Below are 16,815 nucleotides of genomic sequence, written 5' to 3'. Positions count from 1 at the left end.
TTCGGTATTCGTTGTCCCCGCCTTGGCACTGCAGGCCGCCCGCCTCCTCTGGACCGGCCCCGCCGCCGCGGTTGCTTTGTTCTGCGACTGCTTTTGTTGTCTACCCTTCCTGCCCTGCTACGCCGCCGCCTGGCTCACCACCATGCGCACGATCACCACCAGGATCGCGATGAACACCGCCGCCGCGATCAGCCCGGCGATCACCACATGCACCGGGTTCAGCCGGGCCATGTCGCGTTCGTGTTCCGCGCCCTTGCGCAGGCCGATGAACGACCACAGCACCGCGCGCATGGTCTGCGCAAACGACAGCTTGCGCTTGACCGCGTCCTTCATCTCATCCATCGCCCGTCCTCCGCTTGACCGGCCCCGGCCGCTCGCTTCAGCTGCCCTTGCCGGCCGGCGCGGGCTGCGGCGCCAGCTGGCCTTCGGGCGCCTGCGCCACCGGCGTGCCCACCTCGAAGAAGGTGTACGACAGCGTAATGCTCTTCACATCCTTGGGCAGCGCGGGATCGATCACGAACACCACCGGCATCTCGCGCGCCTCGTTCGCCTTGAGCGTCTGCTGCTTGAAGCAGAAGCACTCCAGCTTCATGAAATACTGGGTCGCCTGCTTGGGCGCGTAGCTCGGGATGGCCTGTGCCGAGATATCGCGCGGCTGCCCGTTGGCCACCTCGTAGACGATCGTCGCCATCTCCCCGGGATGCACTTCCATGCTGTTCTTCACCGGCCGGAAGGCGAAGGGCCCGCGCGCGTTGGAGTCGAACTCCACCGTGATGGTGCGGCTCTTGTCGATCTGCGTGTTCTTGACCGCGCCATGCAGCTCGCGCGTGGTGATCACGTTGATGCCGGTGATTTCGCAGATCTTCTTGTACAGCGGCACCAGCGCGTAGCCAAAGCCGAACATCACGGCAACGATCACCACCAGCCGCAGCATCATGCCGCGGTTGAACCGCTTGTCCGCTTCCTTGTTCGCTTCCCTGCGCGACTGCTGCTCGATGCTCATCTCGCTACCCTGCCGCCTCAGCCAAGGAACTTCATCTTGGCGAAGAACCCCAGAAAGAAAACCACCACGATCGACAACAGGATCAGGCCAAGGCGCCGGTTGGCGGCCTTGTGGTCCGGGCGTGACGGGCTTTTGTCTGGAGACTGCATAACGGTCTTGATACCTGCCGGCGCGGAGGGACGAACGCTGCCGCCCCTCCGCGGCCTGGTTACGCGGGTACCGCCTTAGCGGACCTGCGGGGGAACTTCAAAGGTGTGGAACGGTGCCGGCGACGGCACGGTCCACTCCAGGCCCTCGGCGCCATCCCAGGGCTTGTCCGAGGCCTGCTGGCCGCCGCGGTACGACGGCAGCACCACGAAGAAGAAGAAATACACTTGCATCAGGCCGAAGCCGAGCGCACCGATCGACGCGATCGCGTTGAAGTCGGCGAACTGGGTCGGGTAGTCGGCATAGCGGCGCGGCATGCCGGCCAGACCCAGGAAGTGCATCGGGAAGAAGGTCACGTTGAAGAAGATCAGCGAACCCCAGAAGTGGATCTGGCCGCGCGCCTCGTTGTACATGAACCCGCTCCACTTCGGACCCCAGTAGTAGAAGCCTGCGAACAGCGCGAACAGCGAGCCGGCCACCAGCACATAGTGGAAGTGGGCCACGATGAAGTAGGTGTCCTGCAGCTGGATGTCGATCGGGGCCACGGCCGGCATCAGGCCGGTGAAGCCGCCGATGGTGAACACGAAGATAAAGCCGATCGCGAACAGCATCGGGGTCTCGAAGGTCATCGAGCCGCGCCACATGGTGGCGATCCAGTTGAAGATCTTCACCGCGGTCGGCACCGCGATCAGCATGGTCGCGTACATGAAGAACAGCTGGCCGGTCACCGGCATGCCGGTCGTGAACATGTGGTGGGCCCACACGATGAACGACAGGATGGCGATCGAGGCGGTGGCGTACACCATCGAGCTATAGCCGAACAGGCGCTTGCGCGCGAACGCCGGCACCACGTGCGAGATGATCCCGAACGCCGGCAGAATCATGATGTAGACCTCGGGGTGACCGAAGAACCAGAAGATATGCTGGTACATCACCGGGTCGCCGCCGCCGGCGGCCGAGAAGAAGCTGGTGCCGAAGTGGCGGTCGGTCAGCACCATGGTGATGGCGCCGGCCAGCACCGGCATCACGGCGATCAGCAGGTAGGCGGTGATCAGCCAGGTCCAGCAGAACATCGGCATCTTCATCAGCGTCATGCCGGGAGCGCGCATGTTGAGGATGGTCACGATGATGTTGATCGAGCCCATGATCGACGACGCGCCCATGATGTGCATGGCGAAGATGGCCATGTCCATGCCCGGGCCCATCTGCACCGACAGCGGCGCGTACAGGGTCCAGCCGGCAGCGGTGGCGCCGCCCGGGGCGAAGAACGAGCCGGCCAGCAGCAGCGCGGCCGGCGGCATCAGCCAGAAGCTGAAGTTGTTCATGCGCGCGAACGCCATGTCGGAGGCGCCGATCTGCAGCGGGATCATCCAGTTGGCGAAGCCGACGAAGGCCGGCATGATCGCGCCGAACACCATCACCAGGCCGTGCATGGTGGTGAACTGGTTGAACAGCTCGGGGCGGAAGAACTGCAGGCCCGGCTCGAACAGCTCCAGGCGGATCAGCAGTGCCAGCACGCCGCCCGACAGCAGCATGATGAACGAGAACAACAGGTACAGCGTACCGATGTCCTTGTGGTTGGTGGCGAACAGCCAGCGGCGCCAGCCATGCGGGTGATCGTGCGCGTGGTCGTCATGCGCGTGATCGTGCGGATGGGCGAGTGCGTCCGGGGTAGCAGTACTCATCGCAAATGCTCCTCTAATCCTGTTCTGTCTTCAGCGGGTCAGCCGGCGACGCGGTTGCCCGCGAGACTGGCCTGCTTGTCAGCCTGAGCGGCCGGCTTGGCCTCGGCCTTCGGCGCTTCGCCGCCGGCCGCGCCGCCGCCTTCGGGGAACTTGCCCGCGCGGGCGCCAACGAATTCGCTCGGCTGGATCACTTCACCCGTCTTGTTGCCCCAGGCGTTGCGCGTATAGGTCATGACCGTGGCCAGCTCGGTGTCCGACAGCTGTTTCCACGACGGCATGCCGCCCTTGCCTTCCAGCAGCATGTGCATCTGGCCGGCCTTGGGGCCGTTCACGATCTTGGAGCCGTCCAGCGCCGGGAACGCGCCGCCGCCCTTGCCGTTGGGCTGGTGGCAGACCGCGCAGTTGGCCGCGTAGATCTTCTCGCCGCGCACCTTGGCTTCGTCCAGGGTCCAGGTCTTGTTGGGATCGTCGGCCTTGGCCGCCAGCTCCTTCTTCTTGCCGTCGACCCACTTGGTGTAGTCGGCGTCGGAAACCACCCGCACCACGATCGGCATGAAGGCGTGTTCCTTGCCGCACAGCTCGGCGCACTGGCCGCGGTACACGCCGATCTTCTCGGCCTTGAACCAGGTGTCGCGCACGAAGCCCGGGATCGCGTCCTGCTTGACGCCGAAGGCCGGGATCATCCAGGCGTGGATCACGTCGTTGGCGGTGGTGACGATGCGGATCTTCTTGTTGACCGGCACCACCAGCTCGTTGTCCACCTCCATCAGGTAGGTGTTCGACTTGGCCTGCTCGTTGTTGATCTGCTCGCGCGGGGTGGTCAGGGTCGACACGAACGAGATGCCCTCGCCTTCGCCCTTCAGGTAGTCATAGCCCCACTTCCACTGGTAGCCGGTGGCCTTGATGGTGACGTCGGAGTTGGTGGTGTCCTTCATCGCGACCACGGTCTTGGTGGCCGGCAGGGCCATCGCGATCACGATCAGGAACGGGACGATGGTCCACACCACCTCGACGGTGATGCTCTCGTGGAAGGAGGCGGGCTTGGCCCCCTTGGCCTTGCGGTGCGTGAAGATGGAATAGAACATCACGCTGAACACCGCGATGAAGATCACCGTGCAGATGATCAGCATCATCCAGTTCAGCCAGTGAATCTGTTCGGCGATCTTGGTAACCGGCTCGGTCAGGTTGAGCTGGCGCACGGCGGGGCCGCCCGGCATGTCGCTGACCGCGGATGCCGCCTGGCTGGCAAGCAGGGACGCGCCGGCCAGACAAACTGCGGATGCCTTCTTCCACATTTTCATTTGTTATCTACCCAATTTACAGATTCAAATCTGTCCCCGCCGCCGCTTCCGCCGCCTCTCAGAGGCGGCGCAAGGCCGCTGCGAGCTCCTGCGCGAACTTGCGTCGCCGGTACGGGTCCACGTAACACCCCACCTGTACCGCACGCCTGCCCGAGCGCAGCGTCACCAGCGCGCGGAACGATTCACCCAGTTCGATCCGCACCCAGCACGGATTGAATTCCTGGCGCGTCACCCGTCCGGCGCTGGCTGTCTCCACGACCAGCGTGCCGTCGGTGATGCTGACGCGCTCATAGTCCGTCGCATGGCGCGCATACACAAGCAGGGCGATGCCCAGCCCGATCAGCTCGATGCTGGCAAAGGGCAGCACGAGCCACGACCCTTGCCAGGCGAAAAACAACGCGATGGCAAGCGAAACCGTGAGGATCGAGAGGTAAAACCAGCCGACCTGGCGTGGACTCAGCGAGCAGTTCCGCTTCATCAGCCAGTCGTGGGGCGAGGAGGAAGGTCCGTCGAGATTTCCGCCGGAGTCACCACCTGCCGTCTGGAATGCGATACCCAAGTCTTGCATCGCCAACCACTCTGCATCGGATGCACACCCGGGACGATGGCGTCCGGACCGCACAGTGCGTGCAAACCAGGACGTTCTTGTGCCAGGGGACCACTGCGACAAACTGGCGCATTATAGGGCGCTTCCCATACACGGACAAGGGCGCGCCTTGACCGCCAGGCTTGCGCGCCGCCAGATTCTGTGCATGGGCCGAAATGCTGCCATCGCCCTGCCCGCCGCGCCGGCTCTATGTTTGCGGCAATCGCGAGCCGACGCAAGTTAACTCAGTTTTAACCTGCGCGACGCGGTTTTGCACGGCCGATCTGGTCCAGCGGCACCACCGCGCGGCCTTCGCCGTCGCGCGCCTGGGCGCCGCGCGGGACCAGCTTCCAGGCATGGCCGTAGACGATCTCGAAGCTCAGCGGGATCACGCCGTCGCTGTTGCGGCGCCGCTCCAGCGCCTGCATCAGCGCTTGGTACCAGCGGCGGCCGCGCAGGCCCTGCGGCGGCGCCCCGGCCGGCGCGCGCAGGCCGCCGAAGGCCTGCACCTCGCGCACCAGCGCGGCCGGCGATTCGTAGGTCACGGTCAGGGTCTCCATGTCCATCACCGGGGTCGACCAGCCGCTGTGCACCAGCATGTCGCCGATGTCGTGCATGTCGACAAAGCGCAACGTATGGGGCGCGTCGTCGACCTCGGCGAAGGCCGCGCGCAGCTCCTTCAGCGTGTCCGGGCCGAACAGCGAGAACAGCACCAGCCCTTCGTCGCGCGCCACCCGGTGCCATTCCGGGAACACGCGGTGCGGCTCCGGATGCCAGTGCAGGGCCAGGTTGGACCACAGCAGGTCGAAGCTCGCGGGCGCAAAAGGCAGTGTGGCAAGATCGCCCTGGACCAGGTCGAACAGCGGCCGCTTGCCCAGCATGCGGCCGATCCAGCCGGGCCGGCGCTGCGGATCGCGCTGGCCGGCCTCGGCCAGCATCGCGCCGGAGATGTCCAGGCCGGCGATCTGCGCATCCGGAAAGCGCGCGCGCAGGCCGGCCAGGCCTTGGCCGTGGCCGCAGCCGATATCGAGCGCACGCTGCGGCGCCAGGCGGATCACCTCCATGCGCTCCTGCATGCGGCGCCCGATCTCACCTAGCAGGAAATCGAGCTGGCCGAAGCCGCGGCTGCGCCGGTCGAAGGCGAGCCGGGTCAGGCGCGCGGGCGGCAGGAAGGCATCGGGAGAATCGGCGGCATGCAAGGACACGGGCAGACAGGGCAGCAAGGAAAACAGGAACCGGCGCGCGGGCAGGCACTGCCCAAGGCGCCGGACGAACAAGGCCGCCGCGCCCGATGGGCCGCGACCGGACGGCAAGTATACGCGCGCGCCGCGCAAGCTGCCGGCGCTGCCGGCCGCGCCTGGTCCAGTGCGTGCGAACAGTTGTTGCCCAGCGCCTGCGCGCTGTGCGGAGCGGTGCAGCGGCAGGTGGTGTGCGCGCCCTGCGCCGCCGACCTGCTGCGCCCGGTGCGGCGCTGCCAGGTGTGCGCGCTGGCGCTGGGGCGGCATTTCCACTGCCCTGCCTGCGGCGCCTCGCCGCGCGCCTTCGACCACGCCCATGCGCTGGGCGACTACGCCTCGCCGCAGGACCAGCTGGTGCTGGCGCTCAAGTTCGGCCACGCCCTGCCGCTGGCGGCGTGGCTCGCCCACAGGCTGGCCGAGGGCCTGCCCACGGCCTGGGCCGCGGCCCGGCATGCCGCGCCGGAGCTGATCGTCCCCGTGCCGCTGTCGCCGCAACGGCTGGCCGCGCGCGGCTTCAACCAGGCGTGGGAAATCGCGCGGCCGCTGGCACGCCACCTGGGCCTGCGCGCCGACCCGGTGCTGCTGCAACGCCAGCGCGACACCGGCAGCCAGCGCGCGCTGGACCTGGCCGCGCGCCAGGTCAACCTGCGCGGCGCCTTTGCCCCCACTCGCGCCACGCGCCTGGACGGCCTGCACGTGGCGCTGGTGGACGATGTCATGACTTCCGGCGCAACCCTGCACGAGGCCGCCGCCGTGCTCAAGGCACAGGGCGCAGCCCGGGTCAGCGTGATCGTCGCGCTGCGCACGCCTTAGCGGGCGGGATGACAGGGGCACAGGCGCGCGGTAAGCTGCGCACCGTTCTGACGAAGGGCGCGCGAGCGCCCGCCATCGCCCCGCATCATGTTCAATGTCGTCCTGGTCGAACCGGAAATCCCGCCCAATACCGGCAATGTGATCCGCCTGTGTGCCAACACCGGCGCGCAGCTGCATCTGGTCAAACCGCTGGGATTTCCGCTGGAAGACGCGCGCATGCGCCGCGCGGGGCTGGATTACCACGAGTACGCCACCATGCGCGTGCACGACAGCTGGGATGCGCTGATGGCCAGCGAACAACCGGATCCGTCGCGCATGTTCGCCCTGACCACGCGCGGGTCCACACCATTCGGACAAGTGGCGTTCCGGCCGGGCGACTGGTTCGTGTTCGGCTCCGAGACGCGCGGACTGTCGCCCGAGCGCCGCGAGTGGTTCCCGCCCGCGCAGCGCATCCGGCTGCCGATGCGGCCGGACAACCGCAGCCTGAACCTGTCCAACACGGTCGCCGTGGTGGTGTTCGAGGCCTGGCGGCAGAACGGCTTCGCGGGCGGCAGCTGAAGCTGCCGCGGCGGCTTACTCAGGCTGCACGCCGGCGGCGCGGATCACCTTGTCCCAACGCGCCTTCTCGCTCGCCATGGTCTGCCGCAGCGATGCCGGCGCGGTGCCGGCCGGCACGAAATACTGCGCGCGCATCTTGTCGCGCACGTCGGCGCTACCGATGATCGCCACCAGTTCGCGATAGAGCCGGTCGATCACCGCCTGCGGCGTGCCCGCTGGCGCCAGCACGGCCTGCCACGAAATCGCCTCGAAGCCGGGATAGCCGGACTCTGCCACCGTGGGCACCGACGGCAGCACCGCGGTGCGCCCCGTGGTGGTCACAGCCAGCACGCGCAGCTTGCCGGCATTGACCTGCGGCATCGCGATCGCGGGCACCATGAAGGCCGCCTGCACCTGACCGCCGACCATCGCCGTGGTGACCTGCGGAAAGCCGGGATACGGCACGTGCTGCAGCTCGACGCCCGCCATCGCCTTCAGCTGCTCCATCGCCAGGTGCGAGGCGCTGCCGTTGCCGGGCGAGCCATAGTTCAGCTCACCCGCCCGGGACCGCGCCAGCGCGACGAACTCGCGCAGGTTGTGGACCGGCAGCCGCGCATCCACCACCAGCACGTTGGGCGAGGTCGCCACCAGCGTGACCGGCGCCAGCTGGCGGAACGGGTCGTAGTTGAGGTTGCGCGACAGCGTGGGCGCGGTCACGAGCGGGCCGTTGATGGTGAACAGCAGCGTGTAGCCGTCCGGCGCGGCGCGCGCCACCATGCCCGTGCCGATGTTGCCGCCGGCGCCCGGGCGGTTTTCCACCACCACCGACTGGCCCAGCGCGGCGGCCAGCTTTTCGGTCAGGATGCGCGCGATCAGGTCGGGCGACGAGCCCGGCGGGAACGGCACCACCATGCGGATCGGCCGCGCCGGCCACGGTTGGGCGAAAGCGCTGCCGGAAGCCCCGCAAGCGCAGGCGGCAGCGAGCGCGATCAGCGCTTGGCGTCGTGTGGACATGCGAGGCGAAGGCTCAGGAACAAGGGAAAGACGCGGTTGGTCATTCGTCGCGCGCGTCGCGCTGCAGCAACTGCGCCACCGCGTCGGCGGCGCTGAGCCCATCGAACAGCACCGCGCAGACGGCGCGCGCGATCGGCATCTCGATGCCGTGCGTGGCAGCCAGCTCGGCCACGGCCTGGGCACAGCGCACGCCTTCGGCAACGTGCCCCAGGCCGGCCAGGATCTGCTCCAGGCTCTGCCCTGCCGCCAGCTGCTGGCCGACCTTGCGGTTGCGCGACAGGTCGCCGGTGGCCGTCAGGATCAGGTCGCCGACGCCAGCGAGGCCCATGAAGGTCTCGACCCGGCCGCCCAGCGCCAGGCCCAGCCGCGTCATCTCGGCCAGCCCGCGCGTCACCAGCGCGGCGCGCGCGTTCAGCCCCAGGCCCAGCCCGTCGCTGGCGCCCGTGGCGATCGCCAACACGTTCTTGACCGCCCCGCCGACTTCCACGCCGGTCAGGTCGTCGCTGCCATAGATGCGCATGGCGTGATGGTGGAAGGCAGCTTGCGCGCGATCAGCCAGCGAGGGCTCGGTGCCGGCCACGGTCAGCGCGCACGGCAGCCCCAGCGCCACCTCGCGGGCAAAGCTGGGGCCGGTCAGCACGCCATAGGCAAAGCCCTCGGTGCGCCCGGCGGCGTCAAGCTCGGCCCGCACCATCTGGTGCGGCAGCAGGTGGGTGCCGGCCTCGAAGCCCTTGCACAGCCACAGCATCGACACCGGCTTCGCGCTGCGCGCGGCCAGCCGGCGCGTCATCTCGCGCAGGCCCGCCACCGGCGTCGCCACCACCACGATGCCGTCCGCATCGTCGGCGGCGTGCGCCACCGCCTGCTCGAAATCCGCCTGCACCGCCAGCCGTTCGGACAGTGTCACGCCGGGCAGGTAGGCAGCGTTCTCACGCGTGGCCGCGAGCGCCGCGAGCTGCGCCGGGTCGCGTCCCCACAACACCACGTCATTGGTGGCCGCGGCATGGCTGGCGAGGGCGGTGCCCCACGCCCCGGCACCCAGGAAGGTCAGTTTCATGGCAGCTCGAACAGTAGTTGGCGCAAGCGCTTTGGCCGCTTGCGCCAACGATGGTAGCCCAAAGGCAAAACGGGGCCGCAGCCCCGTTTCAGTGGATGGCGCAGGACGCCGTGATCAGTGGCGAGCCTGGCTGCCGTCGGGCATGACGATGCCGCTGTTGCCGCCTTCGGCACCACCTTGCGCCTCTTCCATGGCGGCCTGCAGGCGTTGCTCGTACAGCGCCTGGAAGTTGATTTCCGACAGGTGGATGGCCTGGAAGCCGGCGCGCGTGATCACGTCGGCGATATTGCCGCGCAGGTACGGGTACAGGATGGTAGGGCAGGCGATGCCCAGCAGCGGGTCCAGCTGCTCGACCGGCACGTTGCGGATATCGAAGATACCGGCCTGGTGCGCCTCAACCAGGAACGCCACCTTGTCCTGCACCTTGGTCGTCACGGTACCGGTCACCACCACTTCGAAGATGCCTTCCTGCAGCTGCGAAGCGCCGACGTTGACCTGCACTTCGACCGACGGGGCTTCCGATTCCAGGAAGATCGCCGGCGAGTTGGGCTGCTCCAGCGACATGTCCTTCAGGTAGACGCGCTGGATGTTGAAGAAAGGTTGATCGTCCTGCTGGGTGTTTTGCTGGTCGCTCATGAAAGGCTTCCGGGAGGATGGGCTGGATGCGTGTCGGGTATGGCGGCAGCGCCTGCATGGTGCAGGGCCGGCCGGTTCCCGGTTGGAAAACGCATATGGTACATGACGCGAGTGGCGAATTCACCCGCGCCGGAGGGGATGCCGGGGCCAGCCTGCGCGAAATCAGACGATTCTGCGCAGGGGCGTCCCAATGAGCCGGCTCAGGCGGCCAGCAGCGGCACCAGGCCGCCCTGGCGGTCGAGCGCCGAGAGGTCGTCGAAGCCGCCCACGTGGGTGTCGTCGATGTAGATCTGCGGCACGGTGCGGCGGCCGGTGCGGGTCATCATCTCTTCACGCTTGCCCGGTTCGCGGTCGATCAGGATTTTCTCGATCGTTTCCACGCCGCGGGACTTGAGCAGGCGTTCAGCCATGACGCAATACGGGCACACCACGGTGCTGTACATGACGACGCGGGCCATGTGGGTTCTCCTTGAATGCAATGGGCGCGCCCTGGCCTGGCCGGGACACGCCGTGACGGTTACGACGGTTGCCGCGCTTACTTCACCAGCGGCAGGCCCGCCTGCTGCCAGGCGGCAATGCCGCCCTCGAGCGCGTAGATCTCACTGTAACCGGCTTCCTTCAGCGCTGCCTGGGCCTTGCCCGAGCGCTGGCCGGTCTGGCATACCACGATGATGGGGGCGGCCTTGTCCTTTGCAAGCCCGGCCGCGCGCGAGGCCAGGTCGGCCAGCGGCGCGCTCTTGGCCTGCGGCAGGTGCCCCTTGGCGTACTCGGCGGGCTCGCGGATGTCGACCACGACCGCGCCGCGCTTGTTGATCATCTGGGTCGCGGTGGCCGTATTGACCGACTTGCCGCCCGCGCTGCGCGAGATCGCGGGCCAGGCCAGCAGGCCGCCAGACACCACGGCGAGGGCGATCAGGGCGAGGTTGTTATAGTCGGCGAAGAAATTCACGTTGGCATTCCGGTAGGTTGGGTCGGCGGCATTATAAAATACGCGGTTTGGCGTCCAGGCCCTGCCGTTGCATGGCCATCCGCCATTGTCGCCTGTCCGAGACATGGGATGCTTGCCGGATCCCGTCATGGCCTCTTTTGACGGCCCTCCAGGTGACGGCGCGGACGCATGCAGGTTACCTACTCTCTGGAAGCAGCAGCATGTACAAGCTCGTCCTCATCCGCCACGGCGAATCCACGTGGAATCTCGAAAACCGCTTTACCGGCTGGGTCGACGTCGACCTGACCGAGACCGGCGCCGACCAGGCACGCCAGGCCGGCAAGCTGCTCAAGGAAGCCGGCATGGGTTTCGACGTGGCCTACACCTCGGTGCTCAAGCGCGCCATCCGCACCCTGTGGCACGTGCAGGATGAAATGGACCTGATGTGGATTCCGGTGCGCAACGAATGGCGCCTGAACGAGCGCCACTACGGCGCCCTGGCCGGCCTGAACAAGGCCGAGACCGCCGCCAAGTTCGGCGACGAGCAAGTGCTGGTATGGCGGCGCAGCTATGACACGCCGCCGCCCGCGCTGGAGCCGACCGATCCCCGCGCCTCGTACGACGATCCGCGCTACGCCAATGTGCCGCGCAACGAAATCCCGCTGACCGAGTGCCTGAAGGACACCGTGGCCCGCGTGATGCCGTTGTGGAACGAATCCATCGCCCCCGACATCCAATCCGGCAAGCGCGTGGTCATTGCCGCCCATGGCAACAGCATCCGCGCGCTGGTGAAATACCTGGACCAGATTTCGGATGACGACATCGTCGGCCTCAATATTCCCAACGGCACCCCCCTCGTCTACGAGCTGGACGCCGACCTGCGCCCCCTGCGCCATTATTACCTGGGTGACCAGGAAGCCATCGCCGCGTCGCTCGCGGCCGTGGCCAGCCAGGGCAAGGCGCGCTGACATCCGCCCGGGCGGTCGCGCACGGATGTGCGGCCGCCCACCCTGAGCCGGGACGGGACAGGTCCATTTCTCCACTCGCACTTATACTGTCGGACAAACCGCCCGGCGCCGGGCGGCCGCAGCCGGCATAATCCCCATACCGTACACCCGTACTTCGCGTACAAGTTCAGGCAGCCCTCATGCGCAAGACGCTCAAGAACATCAGCCTAGTTTCTGTCGGCCTCGTCGCCGGCGTGCTCGCCACGCTGCAGATTTCGGCGACCGCGCAGAATTCATCGGGGCCCCTGCCGCTGGACCAGTTGCGGCTGATGGCCGATATCTTCGGGCAGATCAAGCGCGAGTACGTGGAGCCGGTCGATGACAAGAAGCTGCTGACCGAAGCCATCAAGGGCATGGTCGCCAGCCTCGACCCGCATTCGTCCTACCTCGACGAAAAGGACTTCAAGGAACTGCAGGAAGGCACGCGCGGGCGCTTTGCCGGCCTGGGCATCGAGATCTCCCAGGAAGAGGGCCTGGTCAAGGTGATCAACCCGATCGAGGACACGCCCGCCTTCCGCGCCGGCATCCAGCCCGGCGACCTGATCACCCGTATCGACGACAAGCCCGTGCGCGGCCTGCCGCTCGAGCAGGCGGTCAAGCGCATGCGCGGCGAGCCCGGCACCAAGGTCACGCTGACGATCTACCGCAAGAGCGAGGAACGCACCTTCCCGGTCTCGATCACGCGCGCCGAGATCCGCGTGCAGTCGGTCAAGGCCAAGATGCTGGACAACAATATCGGCTGGATCCGCCTGACCAGCTTCCAGGAACGCACCATCTCCGACCTGTCCCGCAAGCTGACCGAGCTGGCGCAGAAGAACCCCAACATGAAGGGCCTGGTGCTGGACCTGCGCAACAACGGCGGCGGCGTGCTGCAGGGCGCGGTCGGCGTGGCCGCGGCGTTCCTGCCGGAAGACGCCACGGTGGTGTCGACCAACGGCCAGGTGCCCGACGCCAAGCGCGTGTACAAGGCTACGTACAACAACTACCGCCTGTCGTCGCTGGAAGATGATCCGCTCAAGGAACTGCCCGCGCTGTACAAGAAGATCCCGATGGTGGTGCTGACCAACGCCTACTCCGCCTCGGCGTCGGAGATCGTGGCCGGCGCGCTGCAGGACCACCACCGCGCGCAGATCATGGGCAAGACCACCTTCGGCAAGGGCTCGGTGCAGACCGTGCGCCCGCTCACCAACGACACCGGCATCAAGCTGACCATCGCGTACTACTACACGCCGAGCGGCAAGTCGATCCAGGCCAAGGGCATCCGCCCGGATATCCCGGTCGACCAGAACCCCGAAGGCGATCCGGACGACGCGCTGATCACGCGCGAAATCGATACCGAGCGCCACCTGCACAACAAGCAGGAATCGGAAGAACCGGAAATGACCGAGCGCGAGCAGCGCCGCGTCGAGGAATTGCGCCGCCTGGAAGAAGAGAACGCGAAGAAGTCGCCGGAAGAGCGCGAGAAGGAGCGCCGCAAGAAGCCGGTGGAATTCGGCTCCGCCGACGATTTCATGCTGCAGCAGGCCATCGCCCAGCTTAACGGCCAGCCGGTCAAGCGCTCCAAGTCCAAGCTCGAGACCAACCCGCCGGCCGACAACGGCAAGGCCGCCAAGCCCACGGGCAAGAGCGGCGCCAGGGGCGCCAGCGCACCGGCCGCCAAACCGGCGGCGCCGGTCCCCGGCAAGCAGCCGCCGGCCAGCGCGCCGATCGGCGAGCCGCTGGGCACGCCGACCGGCAAGGCACCGTAAACTCGAGACGCCTTTCACTGAGGCTGCCGGCATGAGCGACGCGATTCACGCAGGCCCGCAGGACGACCCGTCCGACGGCCTCGACGACGAACAACTACTGCGCTATTCGCGCCACATCCTGCTCGACGAGCTGGGCATCGAAGGCCAGCGGCGCCTGCTGGCCGGCCACGCGGTGGTGATCGGTGCCGGCGGCCTCGGCGCCGCCGCCCTGCCCTTCCTGGCCTCGGCCGGCGTCGGCCGCATCACCGTGGTCGACAACGACGAGGTCGACCTGACCAACCTTCAGCGTCAGATCATCCACACCACCGCCAACGTGGGCCGGCCCAAGGTCGACTCCGCCCGCGAAGGCATGCTGCGCATCAACCCCGGCCTGGACATCGTCACGGTGCCGGCGCGCGTGGGCGATGCCGAACTGGACCAGCTGGTGGCGTCGGCCAGCGTGGTGCTGGACTGCTGCGACAACTTCGCCACGCGCCAGGCCGTCAACCGCGCCTGCGTGCGCCACAAGGTGCCGCTGGTCTCCGGCGCCGCGCTGCGCTTCGACGGCCAGATCAGCGTATTCGACCGCCGCCAGCCCGACGCGCCCTGCTACGCCTGCCTGTTCCCGCCGGCCGAACCCGCGCCGGAAGTCGCCTGCGCCACCATGGGCGTGTTCGCGCCACTGGTCGGCATGGTCGGCACCGTGCAGGCAGCCGAGGCCCTCAAGCTGCTTGCCAATGTGGGCGACAGCCTCGCCGGCCGGCTGCTGATGGTCAATGCGCTGTCGATGGAATGGACCACCATGCGGCTGGCGCGCACGCCGGATTGCCCGGTGTGCGGCGGGCACTGAGCCCGGCGGGCTGATCCACACCCCGATGAGTGGCGGTGCCGGTCTTGCCGGCCAGCCGCACTCGCTTGCAGCCCCGGATCTCCCTATTCCCCTTGCCGCGCCGTGTGCGCCAGCAACCAGTCCGTCACGGCATCGCGGTCGCCGCGGAAGACGATGCGCGCCTCGCGCTGGGCGCGCTGGAAGTCATACATGGGGTCGTAGTAGTCGCGCAGCAGCACTTCGATCCAGCCGCGGTGCAGCGCTACCTCGCCGGATTCGGCCTGGCGTGCCAGCGCCTGGTCCAGCAGCGCCGACAGCTTGCCGTAGCGCGCGCCGCCCAGCCGCGGCGCGATCGCGGCCATCGCATCGCGCAGGCGCGTGGCGTAGGCATCGAAGCCTTCGGCGCTGCCCTTCGTGTCGATGAATTCCGCCGCCAGCCCCTGCACGTAGTCGCGCAGCACGCGTTCGACGCGGGTGTCGAACGGCGCTTCCAGCCAGACCAGCGGACTGGCCTGCATGCGCTGCGACAGCGCCTGCGGCACGTCGCGGCTGCCGATGAAGCGCCCTTCGTCTTCCACCACCAGCGTGCGCCAGCCGGCGTCGAGATGACGCAGCACGTCGATGGCCAGGGCGTTTTCGAAGTCGATCTGCGGCGGCTGCGGCAGCGCGCGGCGGCCGAAGGCGGAGCCGCGGTGGCGTGCATGGCCTTCCAGGTCGATCGACGCGGGCACGTCGGCCAGCACGTCGGTCTTGCCGCTGCCGGTCAGCCCGCCCACCACGAACCACGGCTGCGTCGTCGCCGCGGTATCGATGGTTTCGATCAGGAAGCCGCGCATGGCCTTGTAGCCGCCGGTCACGCGCGGATAGTCGACGCCCGCGTCGCGCAGCCACTGCTGCACCAGCTGCGAGCGCAGCCCGCCACGGAAGCAATACAGGTAGCCATCCGGATGCGCGCGCGCAAACTCCGCCCAGGCGGCGATGCGCGCCGCCTTGCGCTGGCCGGACACGAGCTGGTGGCCGAGTTCGATCGCCGCCTGCTGGCCCTTCTGCGCATAGCACAGGCCGACCTCGTGGCGCTCGGCATCGTCCATCAGCGGCAGGTTGACCGCGCCGGGAAAGGCCCCGCGCGCGAACTCCAGCGGCGCGCGCACGTCCAGCATGGCGACGCCACTGAGGAACAGCTTGCGGAAGTCGGCGGTATCTGGACGCATCAGCGGGCGCATCAGCGGATCTCTACGGCCAGCGCGGCGCGGGCCACCATCTCGCCGATCGGGGCGAGCGCCAGCCCCTGGCGCTGGCATTCGGCCAGGAAGCCGGCTTCGCCGGCGGGCTCGACCGCTACCAGCAGGCCGCCGCTGGTCTGGGGGTCGCACAGCAGCGCGCGTTGCGCCTCGGTAAGCGGTGCGATGCGGTGGCCGTAGCTGTCGAAGTTGCGCTGGGTGCCGCCCGGCACGCAGCCCTGGCCGATGTAGTCGGCCACGTCATCCAGCACCGGCACCGCGGCATAGTCGATGCGCGCAGTCAGGCCGCTGCCGTCGGCCATTTCGACCAGGTGGCCGAGCAGGCCGAAGCCGGTGACATCAGTCATCGCGCGCACGCCGGGCAAGCGCCCGAAGGCGCTGCCGGGCCGGTTCAGCACGCACATCCAGTCGCGCGCCAGATGGCGGTTGTCGTCGCGCAGCAGCCCTTTTTTCTCGGCCGTGGTCAGCACGCCGATGCCGAGCGGCTTGGTCAGGTACAGCCGGCAGCCGGGCGTGGCGGTGTCGTTGCGCTTCATATGCGCGCGCTCGACCAGCCCCGTCACCGCCAGGCCGAAGATGGGCTCGGGCGCGTCGATCGAATGGCCGCCCGCCAGCGGAATGCCGGCGTCGTCGCAGGCGCGTCGCCCGCCCGCCACCACTTCGCGCGCCACCTCGGGCGGCAGCACGTTGACCGGCCAGCCCAAGATGGCGATGGCCATCAGCGGGTCGCCGCCCATGGCGTAGATGTCGCTGATCGCATTGGTCGCGGCGATGCGGCCGAAGTCGAACGGATCGTCGACGATGGGCATGAAGAAGTCGGTGGTGGAAACCACGCCGCGCTGCCCGTCGGCGCCGTCCAGCGCATACACCGCTGCGTCATCGCGCGAGGCATTGCCGACCCACAGGCGCGGGTCCAGGTGCTGCGCGCCGCTGCCGGCCAGGATCACGTCGAGCACCTTGGGGGAAATCTTGCAGCCGCAGCCGGCACCGTGGCTGTACTGCGTCAGGCGGATGGGACTGGTCATGGGCGTGGGCTCCGCGCGGCGCGCCGGCGGGTCAGGAGCCT

At 68.0% G+C, this 16,815-nt stretch carries 19 protein-coding genes; 5 read left to right on the top strand and 14 right to left on the bottom strand.

Annotation, left to right across the window (positions count from 1 at the left end):
* Nucleotides 1-117: 117 nt before the first annotated feature.
* From MKD50_RS11050 to MKD50_RS11020, 7 genes are all read right to left on the bottom strand, one after another.
* Nucleotides 118-342 carry a DUF2970 domain-containing protein gene (locus tag MKD50_RS11050; protein ID WP_111518157.1) on the bottom strand — a complete coding sequence of 75 codons (225 nt, stop codon included), beginning with the start codon at nt 340-342 and terminating at the stop codon, nt 118-120.
* A 37-nt stretch (nt 343-379) separates the two neighbouring features.
* Nucleotides 380-1,003 carry a cytochrome c oxidase assembly protein gene (locus tag MKD50_RS11045; RefSeq protein ID WP_240073622.1) on the bottom strand — a complete coding sequence of 208 codons (624 nt, stop codon included), beginning with the start codon at nt 1,001-1,003 and terminating at the stop codon, nt 380-382.
* 17 nt (nt 1,004-1,020) lie between these two features.
* Nucleotides 1,021-1,152, bottom strand: a complete 132-nt coding sequence (locus MKD50_RS11040) for a cytochrome oxidase small assembly protein (protein ID WP_217449847.1) — start codon at nt 1,150-1,152, stop codon at nt 1,021-1,023.
* 75 nt (nt 1,153-1,227) lie between these two features.
* Complete coding sequence (gene ctaD / locus MKD50_RS11035) at nt 1,228-2,835, bottom strand: cytochrome c oxidase subunit I (RefSeq protein ID WP_115705697.1); 1,608 nt, start codon at nt 2,833-2,835, stop codon at nt 1,228-1,230.
* Between the two features lie 38 nt (nt 2,836-2,873).
* A complete protein-coding gene (gene coxB / locus MKD50_RS11030) occupies nt 2,874-4,136 on the bottom strand; it encodes a cytochrome c oxidase subunit II (protein WP_115705696.1) in 1,263 nt (420 codons plus the stop codon).
* Nucleotides 4,137-4,194: 58 nt separating this feature from the next.
* Complete coding sequence (locus MKD50_RS11025; RefSeq protein ID WP_018008670.1) at nt 4,195-4,704, bottom strand: DUF2244 domain-containing protein; 510 nt, start codon at nt 4,702-4,704, stop codon at nt 4,195-4,197.
* 269 nt (nt 4,705-4,973) lie between these two features.
* A complete protein-coding gene (locus tag MKD50_RS11020; RefSeq protein WP_172582600.1) occupies nt 4,974-5,927 on the bottom strand; it encodes a methyltransferase domain-containing protein in 954 nt (317 codons plus the stop codon).
* Between MKD50_RS11020 and MKD50_RS11015 the strand changes: the two genes are divergently transcribed.
* Together MKD50_RS11015 and trmL are read left to right on the top strand one after the other, a co-directional pair.
* A complete protein-coding gene (locus MKD50_RS11015; protein WP_371925329.1) occupies nt 5,916-6,773 on the top strand; it encodes a ComF family protein in 858 nt (285 codons plus the stop codon). The two genes, MKD50_RS11020 and MKD50_RS11015, sit on opposite strands and share 12 nt — an antisense overlap.
* A gap of 87 nt (nt 6,774-6,860) precedes the next feature.
* Nucleotides 6,861-7,331, top strand: a complete 471-nt coding sequence (gene trmL / locus MKD50_RS11010; protein WP_240073618.1) for a tRNA (uridine(34)/cytosine(34)/5-carboxymethylaminomethyluridine(34)-2'-O)-methyltransferase TrmL — start codon at nt 6,861-6,863, stop codon at nt 7,329-7,331.
* Between the two features lie 15 nt (nt 7,332-7,346).
* Here the strand turns inward: trmL and MKD50_RS11005 are convergent, their stop codons facing one another.
* The 5 genes from MKD50_RS11005 to MKD50_RS10985 form a co-directional block, all read right to left on the bottom strand.
* A complete protein-coding gene (locus MKD50_RS11005) occupies nt 7,347-8,324 on the bottom strand; it encodes a Bug family tripartite tricarboxylate transporter substrate binding protein (protein WP_240073616.1) in 978 nt (325 codons plus the stop codon).
* A 40-nt stretch (nt 8,325-8,364) separates the two neighbouring features.
* On the bottom strand, nt 8,365-9,381 hold the full coding sequence (locus tag MKD50_RS11000) for an NAD(P)H-dependent glycerol-3-phosphate dehydrogenase (RefSeq protein WP_115705688.1): 1,017 nt from the start codon (nt 9,379-9,381) through the stop codon (nt 8,365-8,367).
* Nucleotides 9,382-9,495: 114 nt separating this feature from the next.
* Nucleotides 9,496-10,017 carry a protein-export chaperone SecB gene (gene secB, locus MKD50_RS10995; RefSeq protein ID WP_062796574.1) on the bottom strand — a complete coding sequence of 174 codons (522 nt, stop codon included), beginning with the start codon at nt 10,015-10,017 and terminating at the stop codon, nt 9,496-9,498.
* Nucleotides 10,018-10,217: 200 nt separating this feature from the next.
* Complete coding sequence (gene grxC / locus MKD50_RS10990; protein ID WP_115705686.1) at nt 10,218-10,475, bottom strand: glutaredoxin 3; 258 nt, start codon at nt 10,473-10,475, stop codon at nt 10,218-10,220.
* A 77-nt stretch (nt 10,476-10,552) separates the two neighbouring features.
* Nucleotides 10,553-10,966, bottom strand: a complete 414-nt coding sequence (locus tag MKD50_RS10985) for a rhodanese-like domain-containing protein (RefSeq protein WP_115705684.1) — start codon at nt 10,964-10,966, stop codon at nt 10,553-10,555.
* Nucleotides 10,967-11,166: 200 nt separating this feature from the next.
* On the opposite strand from MKD50_RS10985, the gene gpmA reads away from it, so the two are divergent.
* The 3 genes from gpmA (at nt 11,167) to MKD50_RS10970 (ending at nt 14,529) form a co-directional block, all read left to right on the top strand.
* A complete protein-coding gene (gene gpmA, locus MKD50_RS10980) occupies nt 11,167-11,913 on the top strand; it encodes a 2,3-diphosphoglycerate-dependent phosphoglycerate mutase (protein WP_115705683.1) in 747 nt (248 codons plus the stop codon).
* 179 nt (nt 11,914-12,092) lie between these two features.
* Nucleotides 12,093-13,700, top strand: coding sequence for a S41 family peptidase (locus MKD50_RS10975; protein ID WP_115705681.1), 1,608 nt, complete (start codon nt 12,093-12,095; stop codon nt 13,698-13,700).
* A 31-nt stretch (nt 13,701-13,731) separates the two neighbouring features.
* The gene (locus MKD50_RS10970; protein WP_115705679.1) at nt 13,732-14,529 is read left to right on the top strand and encodes a HesA/MoeB/ThiF family protein; all 798 of its coding nucleotides are present in this window, start codon (nt 13,732-13,734) and stop codon (nt 14,527-14,529) included.
* 83 nt (nt 14,530-14,612) lie between these two features.
* Here MKD50_RS10970 and mnmH read toward each other — a convergent pair whose 3' ends face one another.
* Together mnmH and selD are read right to left on the bottom strand one after the other, a co-directional pair.
* Nucleotides 14,613-15,719, bottom strand: coding sequence for a tRNA 2-selenouridine(34) synthase MnmH (gene mnmH, locus MKD50_RS10965; RefSeq protein ID WP_252667142.1), 1,107 nt, complete (start codon nt 15,717-15,719; stop codon nt 14,613-14,615).
* Between the two features lie 11 nt (nt 15,720-15,730).
* The gene (selD, locus tag MKD50_RS10960) at nt 15,731-16,774 is read right to left on the bottom strand and encodes a selenide, water dikinase SelD (protein WP_240073613.1); all 1,044 of its coding nucleotides are present in this window, start codon (nt 16,772-16,774) and stop codon (nt 15,731-15,733) included.
* Nucleotides 16,775-16,815 lie beyond the last annotated feature (41 nt).

The sequence above is a fragment of the Cupriavidus mimosae genome, from assembly GCF_023952485.1.
Taxonomy (GTDB): Bacteria; Pseudomonadota; Gammaproteobacteria; order Burkholderiales; family Burkholderiaceae; genus Cupriavidus; species Cupriavidus taiwanensis_C.
Note: the sequence above shows the minus strand (reverse complement) of the source record. Positions and strands in the feature narration are given on the sequence as shown.